Origin of the sequence: Streptomyces europaeiscabiei, from assembly GCF_036346855.1 — a bacterium.
GTDB lineage: Bacteria > Actinomycetota > Actinomycetes > Streptomycetales > Streptomycetaceae > Streptomyces > Streptomyces europaeiscabiei.
In genome coordinates this window covers 10,617,708-10,635,196 of the sequence record NZ_CP107841.1, presented here as the reverse complement: position 1 = coordinate 10,635,196, position 17,489 = coordinate 10,617,708, and the positions used below count along the sequence as shown (strand labels likewise).

Below are 17,489 nucleotides of genomic sequence, written 5' to 3'. Positions count from 1 at the left end.
CCGTCGGGGGCCCCGGGGGGCGGGGGCGTTCGGGCAGGTGCTAGCCGCCGGTGCCTGCCGCCAGCAGGCGGGCCAGCTCCAGGCGCTTGATCTTGGTGGTGGCGGTCTGCGGGAGGTCCTGAAGCCGCCACTGGACCGGATCGGCGAGGGCCGGCAGGTCCACCACGGCGCTCTTCCAGGACAGTTCGTCCAGCGGCGCGTCGTTGCGGGTGCACACCACCGGCACGGCGCGCTGGTCGGGGCCGGGGATGATGATGACCTCGATGAGTTCGGGCAGCCGGGTGAAGAGCTTGTCCTCGATCTCCAGGGTGGACTGCACGCCGGGGATCTCGTCGACCTCGCGGTCCAGCAGGTGCAGGCAGCCGAACCTGGTGCGGTAGCCGACGTCGCCCATGCGCCACCAGCCGTCGTTGACCTGCTGCTGCCAGCGCTGGTGCTCGCCCAGGTAGGTGACGATCCGCCCGTCGCTCCTGACCTCGATGAAGCCGGGGTTGTCCTTGGAGACCGGGGCGCCGTTGCGGCTGACGACGCGTACCCCGGTCATCCCCGGGAACGGGACGCCGACGCAGCGGCCGTTGAAGTCGGCGCCGTCCTTGAGGGAGTAGGTGCGTGCCGCGATCGGGCCGACCTCGCTCTGCCCGTAGGCCTGGGCGAAGCGCCGTCCCTTGCGGCGGGAGGCCTTGAGCAGGGTGTTGACGGTGCGCGGGTGGATGGCGTCGAAGGTGCTGGAGAAGTACTTCACGTTCGCCAGCGGCCCGCGGGGGTCCTCGGCCAGTTCCTCCCAGCGCAGGAAGGTGTTGGGGTGGGCCTCGATGAAGCCGGGCGGGATCCTGGTGAACAGCTCCCCCACGGTCTGCGGGTCGTCGTCCTTGAGGATGATGAGCGGGTGGCCCTGGAGGATCGAGATGGGCATCGCCGTGAACATCCGTGAGTGCACGAACGACACGTGGATCGCGACGGGTTCGCTGCGGCGCACCGTGGTGGCCACGACGGTGGCCTGCGGGCGGTAGCGGGACTGGAAGCTCATGGCGGTGTGCACGGCCAGCTTCGGTGTGCCGGTGGTGCCGGAGGTGTGGGTGATGAGGGTGGGGTGGTCGATCGGCATGGCCACCGCGGGCACGCGTTCGGCGCCGGCCAGCGAGGCGAAGGAGGTGGCCTGCTCGTGCTCGCCGGAGGCGAGCAGCACGGTGCGGGACAGGCCGAAGACCTCGGCGGGCAGGTCGTGCTCGAGCTTGTCCTGGTCGGTGACGAGGAAGGGCCGGCCCACGCGGCGCAGGAGTTCGGCGACCGTGGCGCCGTCGAGCTTGGGCGACAGCAGGACCGGGATGGCGCCGGTGCGGGCGATGGCGCAGGCGAGCAGGGAGATGTCGAAGCCGTCGCTCTTGTGCACCACGACGTGGTCGCCCGGGCGCACCTTGACCGACCACAGCCGGGAGGCGAAGTCGTCCACCAGGTCGGCCAGTTCGGTCAGTGTCGCGCGCCGGCCGAGGTCCGGGGCGATGTCCAGGTCGTGGTCGAGTATCACGAAATTCGCCGGATGCCGTGCCGCCGCTCGGTCGAACAGCGTGCCCAGCCGAATTCCCTTGCTTCCTATTCGTTGGAGAAACATGTAACCGATCTCTCGTCCCTGGCTGCGGATTCCTGAAGGGGGTGCTGCGTTTCGTTTCGGAGCTGACGGTTCTTCGCCGGCGGGTGACAACCGCGCCGTGCGTGTGCGTCAGTTCTTCTCGATGACGTCCTTGATACGGGCCAGCGTGTCGTCGAGGTCGCGGGCGAGCTTGGCGGTCCACTCGTCGACGAACCGCTTGCGGGCGTCCTCGTCGAGGCCGGCGACGATCTTGTGGATTCCGGCGGTGGCCCTGCCCATCCGGAAGTGGTGGACGAGCCAGGAGGTGCCCTGGCCGGCGTCCTCGACGTCGAAGCCCCAGATCGACTCCTGGTCCTCGCGGGCGTGGGTGAGCATCATCCAGCGGAAGGTCCGGCCGGGCTCGGCGGCCACCACGCGGGACTCGGTGTACCAGGTGCCGCGTACCAGCGGCGCCCAGCCGACCACGTCCTCGCTGCGCAGGTTCTCGCCGCGGAAGACCGAGCCGACGGCCGACGGCTCGCCCTGGATCCACTGGCCGCCCATGCACTCCGGGCTCCACTCCTTGCTGCGGGCCAGATCGCTGACGACGGAGTAGATCTCGGCCGCACTCGCCGATATACGAATGCGGGCGTCGAGTTCGAAGAGGGGGGATTGGTTGATGACGCTTTCACTGGTGACTGTCATGGCGGCAATCCTGCCGATGGCCGAGGAATGTGAGCAATGAAGCGGTCCGGGGTCCGTCAGGTTTCCTAGGTGACGTCCGCACGGAATTTCCTCATGTGACGTCCGGGCGGGTTTCCCTCTTGTGACGTCCGCGGGGTTTCCCTCATGTGACGTCCGGGCGGGCGAAGCCGGCCTGCGGAGAATTGTTGTGCGGTGTCTTTCTTCGGCGGGGGCGGGGGGTGAATGCTTCCGCGCATCGCAGTGGTGCGGGCCCCGTCCGGCGGTTCGCGCGGCCCGGGGGGGTGCCGCCGCCCGGCGGTCTTCGGCCGCGTACCGCGCAGCACCGGGTGGCGTGCAGCCCACGGCAGCCGGCCTGGCCGTGCGCCGGGGTCTTCAGCCGCGTACCCGCAGTACCAGTTTGCCGTGCACCTTCCCCTCGTCCAGACGGCGGTGGGCCCGGGCCGCCTCCGTCAGTTCCAGCACCTCGCTGGCGCGCGGGCGCAGCCGGCCCGCCGCCAGCAGGGTGTTGATGCCGCGTGCGGCGTCGGCGAGCTGGGCGGTGTCCGCGTGGGAGATGGCGAAACCGCGCACGGAGCGGTCCATCAGGTACAGCGGTCCCACGGGCAGTACCGGGCGGGTGCGCAGTCCCGCCATCACCACGATCCGGCCCCGGCTCGCCAGCAGGTCCACCGCGGTGTCGAGGTCGTTGCGGCCCGAGGTGTCGAGGTACAGGTCCACGCCGTGCGGTGCGGCGGCCCGGATCCGGGCGGCGACGTCGCCCGTGCGGTAGTCGATGACGTGCTCGGCGCCCAGGGAGCGCACGTATTCCTCGTCGTGCCCGGAGGCGACGGCGATCACCCGGGCTCCGGCCCGGGCGGCCATCACGACCAGGGCGCTGCCCACGTTGCCGCCCGCGCCCAGCACGGCGACGCTCTCGCCGGCGCGCAGGTTCCCGTGCGTGAACAGGGCCAGGTGGGCGGTCGCGGCCGGGTGGGCCAGCGCCACCGCGTCGACCGCGTCCACCCCTGCGGGCAGGTGGTAGAGCCGGTCCGCGGGCACCACCGCCTGTTCGGCGGCGGCCCCCTGACGGCCGTCGTGGCCCAGGCTGTTGCACCAGACCGCGTCGCCGGTGCGGAACCCCGTGGCGCCGGGGCCGGCGGCGGCCACCGTCCCCACCAGGTCGCGGCCGATGACGAAGGGGAACTCGAGCGGGGTGCGCCAGGCACCCGAACGCACGAAGGTGTCCACGTGGTTGACGGCGCTCACCTCGACGTCGACGAGTACGTCGTGGGGGCCGGGGGCGGGCGGCGGCAGCTCGCCGTGACGGATGACGTCCGGGGAGCCGAGTCGGGTTATGTAGGCGGCACGCATGGTCGTGGAGTCTGGCACCGCGCCGGCGCCGTGGCGGGGGTGAGCCGCCATCGCGGGGCGCGGTCCGTCAGGTCGGGCCGGCGGTGTGTCAACTCGGGGCGCCGGTATGTCAACTCGGGCCCGCCCAGGGGCCCGGGCCACCCCGACCAGCGATGACAGGCACACGCGTTCGCATCCACCTCGACGATGCCGACAGCGGCACGGGCGCTCCGCGCCCTGAACCGGATACGGCGACGCTCCGCGTCGCGACACCCGGATGCGATCCCTCCCCGGCGTGAACGCCGGGCCTCCTCACAAGAAACAGGTGAGGTGAACGCCGGTCCGCTCGCGGCCTTTTGGCCGAGCCCGGCTGCGGCTCGGCCGGGGTCCGGGCACGCCTTGGCCGGCCCTTGGCCGATCCTCGGCCGTCCGTGCCGAGGGTGGGCCCGGCGTGCCCCGCCGGCACGAGCAGCACCATGATGACGACCGGGCGAAAAGAGCACTTCCATGACCGACACCGCCGTCCCCGCGCGCGGGCAGGACTCTTGCGCGGCCGGCCCCTGCACGGCCCTGGCGCACGGCCTGGACACCGGGGCGTGGACGCCCGGCCCGCTGGAGCGCCGGATCGCCCGGATGCTGCTCGTGGCCTGTGCCGGGACAGCGAACTGACCGCCGAGCGCATCCGGTCCGCCCTGTGGGAGGGCGCTGTCGCTCTTCCCCATGCCGGTGAGGGGCGCCTCGCGGCCCTGCTCGCGCATCTGCACACCGTGGCGGGCACCGGGCACGGGCCCCGCGCCGCGAGGACGACGGCCCAAGCCCGCGCGGTGCTGGAGCGCGTCGCGGGCGAGGAAGGGGAAAGGGGGGCCGGTGCGGGTGGCGGACGCCCGGCAGAGGTACGGGCGATGAGGTGACCTGCCTGCGCCGCACGGCCCTGGGCACCCGTTGCGCACCGCCAGGGCCCGGGCCGGGCCGTCGGGGAGGTGTGGCCGAGGAGACGGGCCCGGCACCGGAGCCGACCGGCTGCGCCTGCCAGGACACCTGCGGGCCACGCACTGCGCGTCGTGCGCCAAGAGGGCATCGGCTCAGGCGATCGTGCCCCCGGGGCCCGGTCCTGGACCGGCCGCGCCCGCGGCGGCGGCCCGCGCCGCTGCGCGCCCGTGGGGGGGTGCTTCTATCTGTTCGGTCAAGGTCTGTGGGCTTGGTCAGGCTGTTTGTTCGTGCCCGGGCTGGTAGAGGGTGCGGTGCTTGAGCATGGCGTGCAGGACGTCGACGAGGCGGCGGGTGAGGCAGATGAGGGCTGCGTTGTGGCGCTTGTTTTCCGCGCGCTTCCTGTCGTAGTAGGCCCGCGATTCGGGGCTGCTCAGCAAGGCGAACGAGGCCAGGAACAGGGCCCGTTTGAGGATCTTGTTGCCGCCGCGGGGTGGTCCTTCGCCCCGGATGGAGGTCCCGGAACGGCGGGTGGTGGGGGTCAGTCCCGCGTAGGAGGCCAGGTGGGCGGCGGTGGGGAGCGCGCTGGCGTCGCCGACCTCGGCCAGGACGCGGGCACCGGTCCTGACCGCGACCCCGGGCATGGAGGTCAGGACCTTCGCGAGAGGGTGGGCATCCAGCAGTGCGGCGACCCGCATCTTGAGGAGGTCCCGGCGCCTGAGGAGAACCGCCAGGGCCTCGGCCAGGCCGGAGATGATCTCCCCTGCCGATGCCGTGCCGGGGACCTGCACCGTCTGCTCGGCCAGGGCGGTGGTGATCTGGCCGGCCAGCGTGCGGGCACTGCGCATGCGCGGGGCGGCCTGGAGCATGACCTGCGTGATCTGCTCGGTGCCGGCCTGGGCCAGCTGGGCCGGGGAGCCGAAGGTCTGCAGCAGGGCCAGGACGGCCGGGTGCCGCAGGCGGCATCCGAGGACGCGTTCGAGGGCGGGGTGGATGGAGGTGAGCAGTCCGCGCAGCCTGTTGGAGGTGCGGGTGGCGTCCTGGGCGAGGTCGTCGTCGTGGCCCAGGACCATGGTCAGTTCGGCCCGCACGCTCTCGTCGGCCTCGATGGAGTGCAGCAGGTGGGGCAGGGTGCGGGCGGCGTCGGCGATGACGTAGGCATCGCGGGCGTCGGTCTTGCGGTGCCGGGGTGCAGATCGGCCAGCCGGCGCATCGACAGGCCTGGCAGGTAGGCGACTTCGCATCCACAGTCGCGGGCGACGGTGACCGCCAGGGTGCCGATGGAGGCCGCTGTTCAACGACACTCAAGATGCCTACGTGGGCGGTGAGTTGAGGGCATGCTGTGCGCGCCGACCTGGCGGAGGCTTTCCGCTGGTCCGAGCACCGCCGGGTCGCCAAGACCGCAACGGTCTCGCTGCACGGAAACCGCTACCAGGTCGAACCCGAGCTGGTCGGCCACAAGGTCGAGCTGGTCTTCGACCCCTTCGACCTGACCTTCCTACGGGTCCGCCTTGACGGCAACGACGCCGGCACCGCGAGACCGTTCCAGATCGAACGGCACTCCCACCTCAAGGCCCGCCCCGAAGTGCCCGCCGAGGAAGAACCCGCGCGGGTGACCACCGGCATCGACTACCTCCACCTGGTCGACACCGCGCACTCCAACCACCTCGGCCAGAAGATCAACTACGCGGCACTGGCCGACCCGCCCGCCGAGGCCGTCGACCTGACCGGCCAGGACTTAAGGCCATGACCAGGCCCGGCACCGGCGACTGGGCCGTGGTCCTGGCCGAACTGCACGCCTTCTTCGAAACCTGCGGCGAGGAAGTGGACGACGCACTCGCCGCCCGCTTCGGCTTCCCCGCCGCCGTCGACTGGATCAGCGCCGGCCTGGAGCTGGTCACCGAACACCTCCAGCAGCAGCCCTCGCCCGCGAACTCCCGGAAGGATCAACATGATTGAGAAGCTGCAGGCCCACTACGGGTTCGAGCGCATGCCCTTCGGCCGCAACCTGGCGCCCGGCATGCTGCACCGGCACGAGTCCCACAACCAGGCCGTCGCCCGCATCACCTGGTGCATCGCCGAACGCTCCATCGGCGTGGTCACCGGCGAGGTCGGCGCCGCCAAGACCGTCTCGGTCCGCACCTGCCTGGACGCCCTCGACCCGTCGAAATACAGCGTCATCTACATACCGAACCCGATGATCGGGGTCCGCGGCATCCACGAGCAGATCGTGCACGCCTTTGGACAGACCCCCGCCCACCTCGGCTCGCGGCTGACCGTCCAGACCGGCAGGGCCCTGCTGTCCGAACGGGAAGAACGCGGACGCACTCCCGTCCTCGTCGTCGACGAGGCCCACCTGATGTCCTACGAACAGCTGGAATCCATCCGGATGCTGACGAATCAGGGCATGGACCAGGACTCTCCGCCGTCCTGCCTGCTGGTCGGCCAGCCCACCCTCCGACGCACCATGAAGCTCGCCGTCCTGGCCGCCCTCGAACAGCGGACCGCTCTGCGTTACACGATGCCGGGCATGACCTCGAAGGAGACGACCAGCTACGTCGCCCACCACGTCAACTTGACTCGGCCCTGAAGGACCGGGCTTGGAGGTAGTGCCCAGCTGGCTGCTGGGGTGGACTCCTCCGTCCAGACACCCCTATGGGGTGGCAGGGACGCGTGACTCACGCCCCGCATTCCACACGCTCTCGCCACGGGTGGCGATGTTGTGGGATGCGTTCCGGTCGGCGTGGGCAACGACCCCGCACCTCCGGCAGATGAAGAGCCCCTGGTCGACACGGTTTCGCTTGTCGACGTGGCCGCACTCGGCGCACGTCTGCGACGTGTACGCGGGATCGACGAAGACCAGGGGCACCCCGGCCCGCTTGGCCTTGTAGACGATGAAGTCTGCGAGCTGGGCGAAGGCCCAGGAGTGGAGTGCGACCCGTTGGGGCTTGCGGAGCCGTACCCGGTTGCGGATGCCCTTGAGTTCTTCGAGGGACAGGCCGCGTCCGGTGCGTTCAGCCTCGGTCACGATCGTCTTGGAGATGATGTGGTTCTGGTTGGCGGCGTGCCGCGCTTCTTTGCGGGCACGGGCCTTGAGCCGCCGCTTGGCGGACTTGGTGCGCTTCTTCTGGAGCTTGGCGCGCAGGGCAAGCTGTCGCTTGCGGTACCGGTTGAGTCTCCGCCCCGTGGCGAGGTAGCCGGTGGAGGCGGTGGCGATGTTCTCGATGCCGAGGTCCACGCCGATGAAGCCGTCCGGCTCGTAACTCTCGGCCTCGGGCACGTCACAGGTGGCGACGAGGTAGAACACGCCGTCGCGCTGGATCAGGTCGGATTCGCCCTGCCGGTGCGCCTGGAGCGTCTTGAGCGCGTCGGCGGAGCAGGCGAAGCGGATGTTCCTGACTCGGCCGTCCACGGTCCAGACGGACACGGTCCGCTGGTCGTGCTGCCAGCTCAGACACCGGTCGTCATACGGCTGTGCGGCTTCGGGGCGAAAGGTGACCGGCTTGGACTCAGCCCTGCGGCGGCGCTTCGAGCCCTCCTTGCCGAGGTTCCCGGCACGGATGTTGGCCTTGAGCGTGGTGTACGAGTCGCGCACCTTCTTGATGACGTGTTGCGCGGCCTGCGCTCCCAGCCCACGGGCCTTGAGTTCGGCGTAGGTGTGCTTGCGCAGCTCGTACTCACGCGGCACACCGCGCTCGAACGCCACCTGTGACACCCAGTTCGCGGCATCGTTGACCGTGCGCAGGGTGCGCTCAAGCGCGGATGCCTGCACGGCGTCCGGCATGAGTTTGACCTGCGTCACGATCTTCACGAGAGTGATCGTAGCATTGATCTATGTCACCACGCTGGGAGCCAAACCCCGATATCCGCAGGGGCCGTAGCGTCGTCTGCACCCTGCATGCGCACTTGGTCTTCACCCCCAAGTACCGGCGCGGACCGTTCACCGACGAGATCCTTCGGCGCTGCGAAGAGGTCATGCGCGACGTGTGCACCGACTTCGGCGCGGAGCTGCGGGAGTTCAACGGCGAACGCGATCACGTCCACCTGCTCGTGCATTACCCGCCCAAGGTCGCCATCTCCCGGCTCGTCGGCTCCCTCAAGGGCGTCTCCGCCCGGCGCCTGCGGCAGGAGTTCCCCGGCCACATCCGCAAGTACCTGTGGGGTGAGCACTTCTGGTCGCCGTCCTACTTCGCCGCCTCATGCGGGGGCGCCCCGCTCGCCGTCATCAAGGAGTACATCGAGAACCAGAAACGTCCCGACTGAGGCCAACAGTGCAGACCCTGCACCCGTGCACGTCAGAGCAGTGTTAAGAAGCGCTTCCTCCCGGGCGTGAACGCCCGGGGTTCCGCGCTAGATCATGCTGAAGATCGCCGGCCGCCCGGACCAGTTGTTCACCGAGGACGCGCTGACCTTGATCCACACAACCTCGCGCGGCTTTCCGAGAGCGGTCAACATCCTGTCCCTGCAGGCCCTGGTCGCCGCGTTCACCACCGGCAAGAACCTCGTCGACGAGGCCGCCGCCCGCGCCTCCGTGAGCGAGGTGGTCGGCGACTGACAACTCGTCGGATCTGGCCGGGAGATGGCAGCCGGGCTTGCGGACCGACCACCGGGTTTGCAGGCTTCGCTCCATACCAGCAGGAAGGAATGCCAACCATGATCCTCCCGAAGGTCAGGGACCCTCGCTTCGTGACGATCCGCCGCGGTGGCACCCTCACCGATTCGGATCACCATTTCCTCGCCCTCTGGGCGGCAGCCTGCGCGGAGCACGTCCTTGGCCTCTTCGAGTCGGTTCAGTCTGAGGACCCACGGCCGCGCCAGGCGATCGAGCATGCCCGAGCCTGGGTGCGCGGCGAGGTCAAGATGATGCAGGCCCGCGCGGCGGGCGGCCATGCAATGGGCGCGGCTCGAGACCTGCGTGGCGCAGCACGGCATGCCGCTTACGCCGCCGGCCAGGCCGCAGTCGTCGCACACGTCGCCGCGCATGAACTCGGTGCGGCTGCCTATGCGATCAAGGCGGCACGCGCTGCCGCGCCAAAAGACGAGAGTGAGGCCGCAGGGCGACTCGAGTGCCAGTGGCAGCGCGACCAGCTCCCGGAAACGATTCGCGAGCTCGTACTTGACGACCAGCGCTTGCGCAACGACATCTGCTGGTCGGTGTTTGACTGCTGAGGCTGATCCACCGGCACCTTGCCGAAGAAAACGACACCTCACCGACAACAGCCCCGCCGGAACACCAACCGGCGGGGCGTCGCCATCAGAGTTCGTCGGCATCGTGAACGCCGCCCTCGTCGGCATTTTCAACGCCGGGCAACAGCCGGCTGGTCGACCACGACCAGGACCTTCCCCTTGCGCCCCAGTCGGGTGAACAGCTCCCGCAGCTGGGGCTCGCCGTTGGGCAGCGGCTTGTCGAAGGCAGTGCGGCCGTCGGCCAGCAGGGCCGTGCCGTGGTGGGTGGACTTGCCCACGTCCAGGGCGCAGAACACGTCGATCGAGGAGAAGTTGTTGCTGGTCACCGGGTTTCCCTCCCCGGAGTCACTACCGGTGGCCCGCTCGGGCACCGGAGATCGGCAGCCACATTACGCAGCCCTGCCTGTCGGCGGACACGCTTCCATCAGCGACCTTCCGGTGCCGCCAGGACCGGCGACAGCACCCCCCGGATCATCAAGGACAGGGGCAACGAGTCATACCGGCCCTGGAGGCCACGAGCCCGAACCGGGCTCTACGAGGAAGGCAATGGGCGGCGTCGGAGCCGGGCACGTGCCCGGCGGACGGCACACCCGTGGAGCGGGCACAACCTTCGGGCCGGTACCCGCCCCGGTGCGGGCCCGGGCACATGCGATCCGGCTGCGGGGCCGGCCGGTGCCGAAGCCGGTGTACGGCCGGTCCTGGCGTACCGTCAGGCGGGGGCCGCGGCCGGTGTCTTGTGCTCGTGCACGGCGGCCGGCCCCGGTACGCGCAGGGCGATCAGTCCCAGGGCGGTGAAGAACACCGCCCAGCCGGCCCAGCCCTGCCAGGACCAGCCGACGGTGGTGCTGATCAGCAGCGGCCCGACCACCGTGGTCATGGCGAAGCCCAGGTTGAACACGGCGAGATGGCTGGTGGTCTGCTCGCGTGGGATGTGCAGCAGCGCCGCTCCCGTGGTGCCCGCGATGATCAGCAGTTCGCCCAGCGACAGCAGCACCGCGGCCACGACGACGACCGCGACGTCCCCTTGCCCGCCGCCCAGCATCGTCAGCGGCACCACGAGAGCGCCGAGCCCCGACAGCAGTCCGCCGCGCAGCATCAGCACCCGTGCCCGCTCCAGCCGCTCCGAGCCCCGGCTCAGCCGCACCTGGAGCACGACGACGAGCACCGTGTTCAGCAGCTGGATCACCGTCACGCTCCAGGAGGGGGCCTGGGTCTGCTGCACGATCCACAGCGGGACGCCGATGCCCAGCAGCAGTGCCGACAGGGTGAACGCCCCGTACAGGGCGGTGATGCCCAGGAAGGCGCGGTTGCGCAGGATCCGCGCCCGTCCGCCCTGTCCGCCCGCCGGGGTGGCCGCCACGGCGTCGAAGCCCCGGCATATCGCGGCACAGCACAGGAACAGCAGGGCCGAGGCCGCCATCGCCGCCCGGTAGGCCCCTGCCTGGTCGGCGGCGATCGCGGCGCCCGCGGGCAGCGCGCCGGCGGCCATCCCGGCGTTGCGCAGCGTGCGCAGCCGGGCCAGCGCGCCGACGGCCGCGGCGTTGGGGACGCGGCTGATCAGTCCGGACTCGATGAGCGGGCCGATGCCGCGGCTGAGGAGTCCGGCCACCGCCGCGGCGCCCAGCGCCTGGGTGAAGGAGCCGACCATGGCCAGGGCGAGGAAGGCCGCGCAGCGGATCAGGAACAGCACGCACAGCACGCCGCGGATGCCGTAGCGCTCCGCGGCCCGGGCGATGGGCATGGCGCCCAGCAGCGAGGTCACTCCCGACACGCCCAGGACCACGCCGATCTGCTGGTTGGACAGGGCGGCCGCCTTGTCCAGGAAGAGCACCGACAGCGACAGGTACGTGCCCAGGCCGACCGCGTCGCACAGACCGACGGCGTAGAAGCGGCGGGCCGAGGACGTGGCGGGCGGGGCGGCGGGGCGGTCAGTCACGGTCGGCTCCTGTCGTGGCGCCGTAGCCGGGTACCAGCCGGATGCCCAGGGCGCGTTCCACGCGTGCCGTGGTGGCCCGGGCCGCGGACACGTCGGGGGCGTCGACCATGAAGCTGGCCAGGTGCAGGGTGCGTTGCCGGCTCACCCGCTGGCCGGGGGTGAAGCGGGGGGAGAGGTAGACGAGTTCGGGGAAGTCCCGCAGCACCTCCTCGACGGGCCTCTGCGCGGCCACCCGCCACAGGCCGGCCGGGATGGGCAGGAACCGCAGCAGTGCCACCCGGGTGAAGTCGGGCAGCCCGGTCGGTGGCAGGCCGAGTGCGCTGCGGCCGATCTGGGCGGCGTAGTCGTAGCCGGCCGCCACCTCGAACATGGTGGGCAGCGGGCCTCCGGCGCGGGCGTTGACCTCGATGACCCGGGGGCCATCGGCGCTCAGGGCGATCTCGGTGTGCACGGCGCCGCAGGTCAGTCCGATCGCCCGGATGGCCTGGTCGGCGACGTCGACGACGGCTTTCACGCTCGCCGCGTCCAGCCGGGTGGGCAGGACGACGCCCTCTTCGGCGTAGCCGTGTTCCAGGGGCAGCCGGTCGGAGACGGCGAGGTGGTGGGTGACGCCGGCGGCGAGCAGGGACTCCACGCTGCAGTAGGCCGCGTATCCGCTGTCGCCGTCGGCCTCCAGCGCCATCCGCTCCTCCAGCAGATAGGAGTCGTCGGACTGCAGGAAGGCTGTTTTCTCGGCGCGTGCCACGGTGAAGGCGTGGATCAGTTCCGAGTAGGTGGACACCAGGCGCACGCACTGGCTGCCCGCGCCCAGTGACGGTTTGAACACCCCGGGCAGTCCGACGCGTGCGGCGGCCGCGGCGAGGTCCCGGTCGCTGGTGATGACCTCGAAGCCGGGTGAAGGCACCCCGTGCTCGGCGAAGACCAGGCGCTGGCGTGCCTTGGACTGGGCGACGCTCACCGCCTGGGGGGTGTTGCCGGGCAGGCCCAGCCTGCCGGCGATCTCGGCCTGGGGGCGCAGCAGCAGTTCGGAGTAGGTCACCACGCCGTTAAGCGGCAGCCGGGCGTGCAGCGCGGCGGCCGCCTCGACGGCCGCGTCCAGGTCGGCTGCGTCCAGGAACTCGCCGTGCAGGCCGCGGCGTTCCCAGTCGGCGCGTACCTCCTTGGAGGGCTGCCAGGCGGTCACGTACACGACGCTGACGGTGTCGCTGAGGGTGGCCAGGGAGTCGAGGGCCTCGTCGGGGGCGTGGCCGCCTATCCCGGCGAGGAGCAGAAGGTGGGGGGAAGCCATGATGACGGGGCCTTTCATCCGGGGAAGGGCGAGGAAGAGGAAGGGGTGCGGAAGGACAGCAGTTCCGCGACGAGGTCGTCGAGTCTGAGGTGGAGGAAGTCCAGTGCCGCCCCGGGTGTCAGGTCGGCGGCGGTGGTGGCGATGTGGGTGGGTGCGGCCCATCCGCTGAGCGCGCGCACGACCGTGCGCATTTGGTCGCAGGCGGTGCCGGCGCCGCGTGGTCCGCCGCCGGCGGCGATCAGGCCGACCGGCCGGCCGCTGAGCGCGTCGCCGGTGAGGTGGTCCAGGGCGTTCTTGAGCAGTGCGCTGTAGGAACCGTGGTAGACGGGGGTGGCCAGCAGGGCGCCGCCGGCGCGGGCGATGCGGGCGCGCAGCAGCGCGGTCTGGCTGCCGGCGGGCGGGTCGTCGTAGTCGGCCAGTGCGTGCGGCCGGGGGAACTCCACGGCCAGGTCGATGAGTTCGAAGGGGTGGCCGGCGCGGGCGATGCGCTCGCCGGCCTTGAGCAGGACCTCGCGGGTCACCGAGTCCTTGGCGGCGCTGCCGAGCAGGGCGAGGATCATGGCCGGCCCGGGGCGGCGGGGGCCGGTGCGCACACGATGTGTATGTCGTGCTCGGCGCGGTGCAGCAGCCGGGACACCTCGGTGTGCGAGTCGTGGGCGAAGACGTGGGTGCTGATGCCGGTGCCGGAGAACTGTGAGGCGGGGAGGGTGTCTCCGACGCGGGCGTTGACGGAGCGGAAGTAGGCGTGCGGGGCCACCGCGGAGTCGTCGTACTCCAGGAGTTTCCCGCCGCCGCTGTAGTGCACGGTCCAGCCGGCGTGGGCGGCCACGGGGTCCCGGCGGCGGTGGCGGGGGTCCAGCCCTGCGTCGGCGAGGAGTTTGGCGTGGTCGAGGTCGATGCCGGTGGTGGCGCGGAAGGCCTGGGCGACTCCGGCGCCGCCGGGCCGGGCGGCCACCTCGCAGAACGTCAGGTGTTCACCGGTGACGAACGCTTCCAGGTGCAGCACGCCCGAGTCCATCTGCCAGGCGTGCAGGACCTGGTTGAGGAGGTGTGCGGCCGCCGTGCGCAGCGCCGGGTCGGCCACCGTGGCCGACGACAGCGGCAGGCCGTGCCTAAGTGCCATGGTGTCGCGCTCGTAGAGGGAGACGTCCCACACCGGTTCGCCGTCGTGCACGGCCGCGTCGATGTGGCACAGGGGGGCGTCGACGAACTCCTCGCACAGGTGGGTGCCGGGGGTGAACTGCGTGTCCAGCCAGGCCTGGAGGCCGGGCCAGGAGGCGAGGACGGTCACGCCCCGGGAGCCGGACGCGGCCCGCGGTTTGAGGACGATCTTCCCGTGGCGGTCGAACATCTCGGTGATGTCCTGGGCCGTGTGGGCGAGCAGCCCGTCGGCGCAGCGGATGCGGTGGCTGCGGGCGATGCGTTTCATGACGGCCTTGTCCACCCAGCGCGCTACCTCGTGGGGTCCTTCGCCGGCCGTGCCGAGCAGGGCGCGCAGCCGGGCGGCCGGCTGGAGCAGCCGCTCGGACAGGGCGGCCACCCGGTGCACCGGGTGGCCGGCGTCGAGGGTGCGGGCGAGGTGGCCGAGCATGAGGTCGTCGCTCAGGTCGGTGCGCGCCGCGAGGTCGGCGGGGTGGGGGCCGGGCGTGGAGGACAGCACGCTCAGCCGGAAGCGGTCCGCGGGCAGTACCGGTGTTTTGTCGTCGAGGGTCCAGGTGGCGGCGCCGATCCGGTCCAGCAGGAGCACATGGGTGCGTTCCTGTGCTGTGGTGCGCCAGACCAGCGAGTGCTCCAGTTTCCGTGCCGTCCTGCGTGCCTGCTCGCGGCCGGCCGCGACCACGGTGTGGCGCAGCCACACGGTGGGCCGGGGGTCCTGGTGGACGTGGCCGGCGCGGGTGAACACCTGGGCCCGGAACAGGCCGGGGAAGGTCTGCAGCTGTTCTTCGGTGGTGGCCTCCAGGACCCGGAAGCGGCCGCCGGGCGTGGTCACCGCGCGCTGCAGGGCGACGGCGGGGCGGCTGCGGGCGCGCGGGGCGCGGCCGAGGGCCGACTCCGCGACGGCGGTGACCAGGCCGCGGGTGTGGACGGCGTCGTAGAGGTCGATGGTCGCGGCGTCCAGGCCGGGCAGCAGGACGGGTTCCGGCCGGCCGGGGCCCGGACGGGCCGTGTCCCGGGTGAGGACGCAGCGCACCACGCCTTCGATGTGTGCGGCGCGCACGGCGTGCACGGCGCGGTCGGTCAGTTCGTCGCGGGACGGCCCGTCCAGGCCGGAGGGGCACAGGCGGGTGCCGGGTTCCTCGTCGATGACGGCCAGGGCCCGTACCTCGCCGCGGTAGGCGGCCACCACGACCGTGTGTCCGGGCGTGGCGGCGGCGGGGGGCCGGGCGGCGGGGGCTCCGTCGCGCAACTGCCGTGCGGCGGGGGCGGCGGAGAAGGTCAGCATGGCGCGCACCGGCTCGGCGGCGTGGATGCGGCGGGCGGCGGCGCGGATGTCCGGGCCGGTGGAGGCGGTGTGCCACTGGCCACGGCACTGGTGTTGCCAGCGCGTTCGTGCCCGGCGTTCGCCGTCGGGCCCCGAGGTCCAGATCACGCTGACCCGGGCCGTCACCGCTCCCAGGGCGGCCATGATCCGGTCGGCGGGATCCTCGGCGCCGAGCAGCACCAGCACATGCTCGCCGCACGGCACGTCGTGCGGGGCGTCGTGCGGCACGTCGTGCGGGGCGTCGTGCGGGGTGTGACCGGACGGCTCGCCGGCTTGGCGTGGTGGGCGGCCCGTTCGCAGGTCCCCTGCTGCAGGCGGGCGGCCCGTCGGGGAGTTCTCCGGTATCGGCGGGCGGCCTGTCGGGGACTCCCCCGGCACCGGCAGGCAGCCCGTCGGGGACTCCCCTGCTGCTGGCAGGTGATCCGGTCGGGACTCCCCCGGCACCGGCAGGTGGTGCGTCCGGGAGTCTCCCGGCACCAGCAGGCGGCCCGTCGGGGACTCCCCCGGCACCAGCAGGCAGCCCGTCGGGGACTCCCCTGCTGCTGGCAGGTGATCCGGTCGGGACTCCCCCGGCACCGGCAGGTGGTGCGTCCGGGAGTCTCCCGGCACCAGCAGGCGGCCCGTCGGGGACTCCCCCGGCACCAGCAGGCAGCCCGTCGGGGACTCCCTCGGCACCGGCAGGCGGTCCGGTCGGGAGTTCTGAGGTTTCGGGCCGGCGGGGAGGGCGTCGGCCGTCCTGGTCGTGCCCGGCACCGGGTGCAGTTCCAGTGACTTCAGGATGCGCCGGGCGGCCTGGGCGGCATGGCGGGCGGCCTCGTCGCCGGTGCGGCCACGGGCCAGTACGTAGCCGATCCGGTCGTGGTTGGTGCGCAGTGCGGCCACCCGGTCGCCGGTGCCGGCCGTGACGTGGGACTCGATCACCTCGTCGGTGAGCACGTCCTGCGGTTTCGCTCCCCGCACCACGGCGTCCACGGGAGAGAAGAGGTGGTGCAGGGCGACGACGGTCTCCTTCGGCGCGGCTTCGCGCACCGGGTCGCCGACGGCGAGGGCCACCAGGTCGGCGGTGAGTGAACGTTTGAGCGCCAGCGACATCTGACGGGCCACCACATGCCCGGCCACCCGGCCGTTGATCTCGATGAGTTCCGGACCGGTCGGTGTGAGCAGCAGTTCGGCGTGGACGGCCGAGGAGCGGACACCGATCGCCCGCACGGCGTCGAGGACGAAGGCGCGCGCGGCTGCCTCCTGTTCGATACGGGCCGGGAAGTGGCCGCCGAGCTCCGCCGTCTGGCCGGGCGGTGCCGGCAGCCGTTCGGCGAACCCGAGCAGCACGGTGCGCTGGTCCTGCACCAGCAGTTCGGCGCTGACGTGCCGGCCCACCGCGTACTCCTCGATGAGCGCGCGCGGTGGTGTGCCGTCGGGGCCGGCCGGCACGCCGAGCACCTCGGCCAGCGCGTGGGCCGCCTGCGCCCGGCTCCAGGCGATGCTCACTCCCACCGACCATCCGCCCGCGGTCGGTTTGACCACCACGGGCAGCCCGATCTCGTCGACGGCCGCAAGTCCCTGGGATGCGGTGGCGGCCACCCGCCAGGCGAGCGAGCCGATGCCGCGCTCGGTGAGCCGCGCGCGGACGGCCGCCTTGTCGCTCAGGATCCGGGCCGCCGACAGCGATTCGTGGGGCAGTCCCAGGTCGCGGGCCAGTGCGGCGGCAGCCGGCAGATGCACCTCGTCCCGGCAGATCACCCCGTCCGGCGCAAGGGGGCCGAGCCGGCCGCGCAGCCGGTCCGCGAGGACGCCTCTCGCCAGGTGCGGAACCTCGACGATGCGTGCCGCCCGCGCGGACAGTTCGAACCCCGGATTCTTTCGATGGGCATCGAGCGTCTCGGTGACGAAACTGACCTCGATGCCCGAGTCGGCCATCTCCGCGATCATGTCGAATCCACGGACGGATGCCGTCTCCACCAGAACAATGTGCACGCCGCTCAGCTCCCCGGCCGGTCCCTGCATTCGGGCAAGCGTCCGCCCGTCGCGGCGAATGCCTCAACCGCGTCCGGCGGAATCGGTCAGGTAG

15 protein-coding genes and 2 pseudogenes are annotated in these 17,489 nt (G+C 71.7%); 7 read left to right on the top strand and 10 right to left on the bottom strand.

The genetic code is table 11. The features are described 5' to 3' along the window. Positions 1–40 precede the first annotated feature (40 nt). The 3 genes from OG858_RS46285 to OG858_RS46275 all read right to left on the bottom strand — a co-directional run bounded on the left by OG858_RS46285 (position 41) and on the right by OG858_RS46275 (position 3,622). Entirely contained in the window at positions 41–1,609 is a 1,569-nt protein-coding gene (locus tag OG858_RS46285; protein ID WP_319067556.1) for a class I adenylate-forming enzyme family protein, read from the bottom strand. A gap of 108 nt (positions 1,610–1,717) precedes the next feature. Continuing rightward, positions 1,718–2,272 carry an SRPBCC family protein gene (locus tag OG858_RS46280; protein ID WP_086754350.1) on the bottom strand — a complete coding sequence of 185 codons (555 nt, stop codon included), beginning with the start codon at positions 2,270–2,272 and terminating at the stop codon, positions 1,718–1,720. Positions 2,273–2,644: 372 nt separating this feature from the next. Beyond that, positions 2,645–3,622: an NADPH:quinone reductase gene (locus OG858_RS46275; protein ID WP_319067555.1), complete on the bottom strand. Its 978-nt coding sequence runs from the start codon at positions 3,620–3,622 to the stop codon at positions 2,645–2,647. Positions 3,623–4,108: 486 nt separating this feature from the next. Here OG858_RS46275 and OG858_RS46270 point away from each other — a divergent pair, with 486 nt between their 5' ends. Next, on the top strand, positions 4,109–4,270 hold the full coding sequence (locus OG858_RS46270) for a hypothetical protein (protein WP_327747636.1): 162 nt from the start codon (positions 4,109–4,111) through the stop codon (positions 4,268–4,270). Positions 4,271–4,803: 533 nt separating this feature from the next. Here OG858_RS46270 and OG858_RS46265 read toward each other — a convergent pair. Continuing rightward, positions 4,804–5,816 (bottom strand): annotated as a pseudogene (locus OG858_RS46265) (IS110 family RNA-guided transposase); the annotation flags it as partial. A gap of 54 nt (positions 5,817–5,870) precedes the next feature. On the opposite strand from OG858_RS46265, the gene OG858_RS46260 reads away from it, so the two are divergent. The 3 genes from OG858_RS46260 to OG858_RS46250 are packed head-to-tail and all read left to right on the top strand — an operon-like array spanning position 5,871 to position 7,118. Then, positions 5,871–6,278, top strand: coding sequence for a Mu transposase C-terminal domain-containing protein (locus OG858_RS46260; RefSeq protein WP_328543755.1), 408 nt, complete (start codon positions 5,871–5,873; stop codon positions 6,276–6,278). Beyond that, the gene (locus OG858_RS46255) at positions 6,275–6,487 is read left to right on the top strand and encodes a hypothetical protein (RefSeq protein WP_328543756.1); all 213 of its coding nucleotides are present in this window, start codon (positions 6,275–6,277) and stop codon (positions 6,485–6,487) included. The genes OG858_RS46260 and OG858_RS46255 overlap by 4 nt, the downstream gene beginning before the upstream one ends. Next, complete coding sequence (locus OG858_RS46250) at positions 6,480–7,118, top strand: ExeA family protein (RefSeq protein WP_328543757.1); 639 nt, start codon at positions 6,480–6,482, stop codon at positions 7,116–7,118. The genes OG858_RS46255 and OG858_RS46250 overlap by 8 nt, the downstream gene beginning before the upstream one ends. A gap of 63 nt (positions 7,119–7,181) precedes the next feature. Here the strand turns inward: OG858_RS46250 and OG858_RS46245 are convergent, their stop codons facing one another. Beyond that, a complete protein-coding gene (locus OG858_RS46245; RefSeq protein ID WP_328545254.1) occupies positions 7,182–8,312 on the bottom strand; it encodes an RNA-guided endonuclease InsQ/TnpB family protein in 1,131 nt (376 codons plus the stop codon). 50 nt (positions 8,313–8,362) lie between these two features. Between OG858_RS46245 and tnpA the strand changes: the two genes are divergently transcribed. The 3 genes from tnpA to OG858_RS46230 all read left to right on the top strand — a co-directional run bounded on the left by tnpA (position 8,363) and on the right by OG858_RS46230 (position 9,697). Continuing rightward, the gene (gene tnpA, locus OG858_RS46240) at positions 8,363–8,791 is read left to right on the top strand and encodes an IS200/IS605 family transposase (protein WP_086747703.1); all 429 of its coding nucleotides are present in this window, start codon (positions 8,363–8,365) and stop codon (positions 8,789–8,791) included. A 94-nt stretch (positions 8,792–8,885) separates the two neighbouring features. Beyond that, complete coding sequence (locus OG858_RS46235; RefSeq protein WP_319270040.1) at positions 8,886–9,083, top strand: hypothetical protein; 198 nt, start codon at positions 8,886–8,888, stop codon at positions 9,081–9,083. Positions 9,084–9,181: 98 nt separating this feature from the next. Further along, complete coding sequence (locus tag OG858_RS46230) at positions 9,182–9,697, top strand: putative immunity protein (RefSeq protein ID WP_319270038.1); 516 nt, start codon at positions 9,182–9,184, stop codon at positions 9,695–9,697. Between the two features lie 143 nt (positions 9,698–9,840). On the opposite strand, the pseudogene OG858_RS46225 reads toward OG858_RS46230, so the two are convergent. The 5 genes and pseudogenes from OG858_RS46225 to OG858_RS46205 form a co-directional block, all read right to left on the bottom strand. Beyond that, positions 9,841–10,017 (bottom strand): annotated as a pseudogene (locus OG858_RS46225) (IS110 family transposase); the annotation flags it as partial. A gap of 407 nt (positions 10,018–10,424) precedes the next feature. Continuing rightward, positions 10,425–11,651: an MFS transporter gene (locus OG858_RS46220; protein ID WP_319067553.1), complete on the bottom strand. Its 1,227-nt coding sequence runs from the start codon at positions 11,649–11,651 to the stop codon at positions 10,425–10,427. Continuing rightward, positions 11,644–12,939 (bottom strand): ATP-grasp domain-containing protein, encoded by a 1,296-nt coding sequence (locus OG858_RS46215; RefSeq protein WP_179201257.1) that lies wholly within the window; start codon positions 12,937–12,939, stop codon positions 11,644–11,646. Before OG858_RS46215 ends, OG858_RS46220 begins: the two co-directional genes overlap by 8 nt. 14 nt (positions 12,940–12,953) lie before the next feature. Beyond that, complete coding sequence (locus OG858_RS46210) at positions 12,954–13,532, bottom strand: NADPH-dependent FMN reductase (protein ID WP_086750768.1); 579 nt, start codon at positions 13,530–13,532, stop codon at positions 12,954–12,956. Then, entirely contained in the window at positions 13,496–17,395 is a 3,900-nt protein-coding gene (locus OG858_RS46205; RefSeq protein WP_328543758.1) for an ATP-grasp domain-containing protein, read from the bottom strand. The genes OG858_RS46210 and OG858_RS46205 overlap by 37 nt, the downstream gene beginning before the upstream one ends. Between the last annotated feature and the right edge of the window lie 94 nt (positions 17,396–17,489).

Excerpts from the sequence above, each read along its gene's own strand:
- OG858_RS46230 (WP_319270038.1), top strand. The coding sequence starts at position 9,182 with ATGATCCTCCCGAAGGTCAGGGACCCTCGCTTCGTGACGATCCGCCGC.
- OG858_RS46245 (WP_328545254.1), bottom strand. The coding sequence starts at position 8,312 with ATGCCGGACGCCGTGCAGGCATCCGCGCTTGAGCGCACCCTGCGCACG.
- OG858_RS46255 (WP_328543756.1), top strand. The coding sequence starts at position 6,275 with ATGACCAGGCCCGGCACCGGCGACTGGGCCGTGGTCCTGGCCGAACTG.
- tnpA (WP_086747703.1), top strand. The coding sequence starts at position 8,363 with ATGTCACCACGCTGGGAGCCAAACCCCGATATCCGCAGGGGCCGTAGC.
- OG858_RS46285 (WP_319067556.1), bottom strand. The coding sequence starts at position 1,609 with ATGTTTCTCCAACGAATAGGAAGCAAGGGAATTCGGCTGGGCACGCTG.
- OG858_RS46250 (WP_328543757.1), top strand. The coding sequence starts at position 6,480 with ATGATTGAGAAGCTGCAGGCCCACTACGGGTTCGAGCGCATGCCCTTC.
- OG858_RS46215 (WP_179201257.1), bottom strand. The coding sequence starts at position 12,939 with ATGGCTTCCCCCCACCTTCTGCTCCTCGCCGGGATAGGCGGCCACGCC.
- OG858_RS46235 (WP_319270040.1), top strand. The coding sequence starts at position 8,886 with ATGCTGAAGATCGCCGGCCGCCCGGACCAGTTGTTCACCGAGGACGCG.
- OG858_RS46270 (WP_327747636.1), top strand. The coding sequence starts at position 4,109 with ATGACCGACACCGCCGTCCCCGCGCGCGGGCAGGACTCTTGCGCGGCC.
- OG858_RS46275 (WP_319067555.1), bottom strand. The coding sequence starts at position 3,622 with ATGCGTGCCGCCTACATAACCCGACTCGGCTCCCCGGACGTCATCCGT.
- OG858_RS46280 (WP_086754350.1), bottom strand. The coding sequence starts at position 2,272 with ATGACAGTCACCAGTGAAAGCGTCATCAACCAATCCCCCCTCTTCGAA.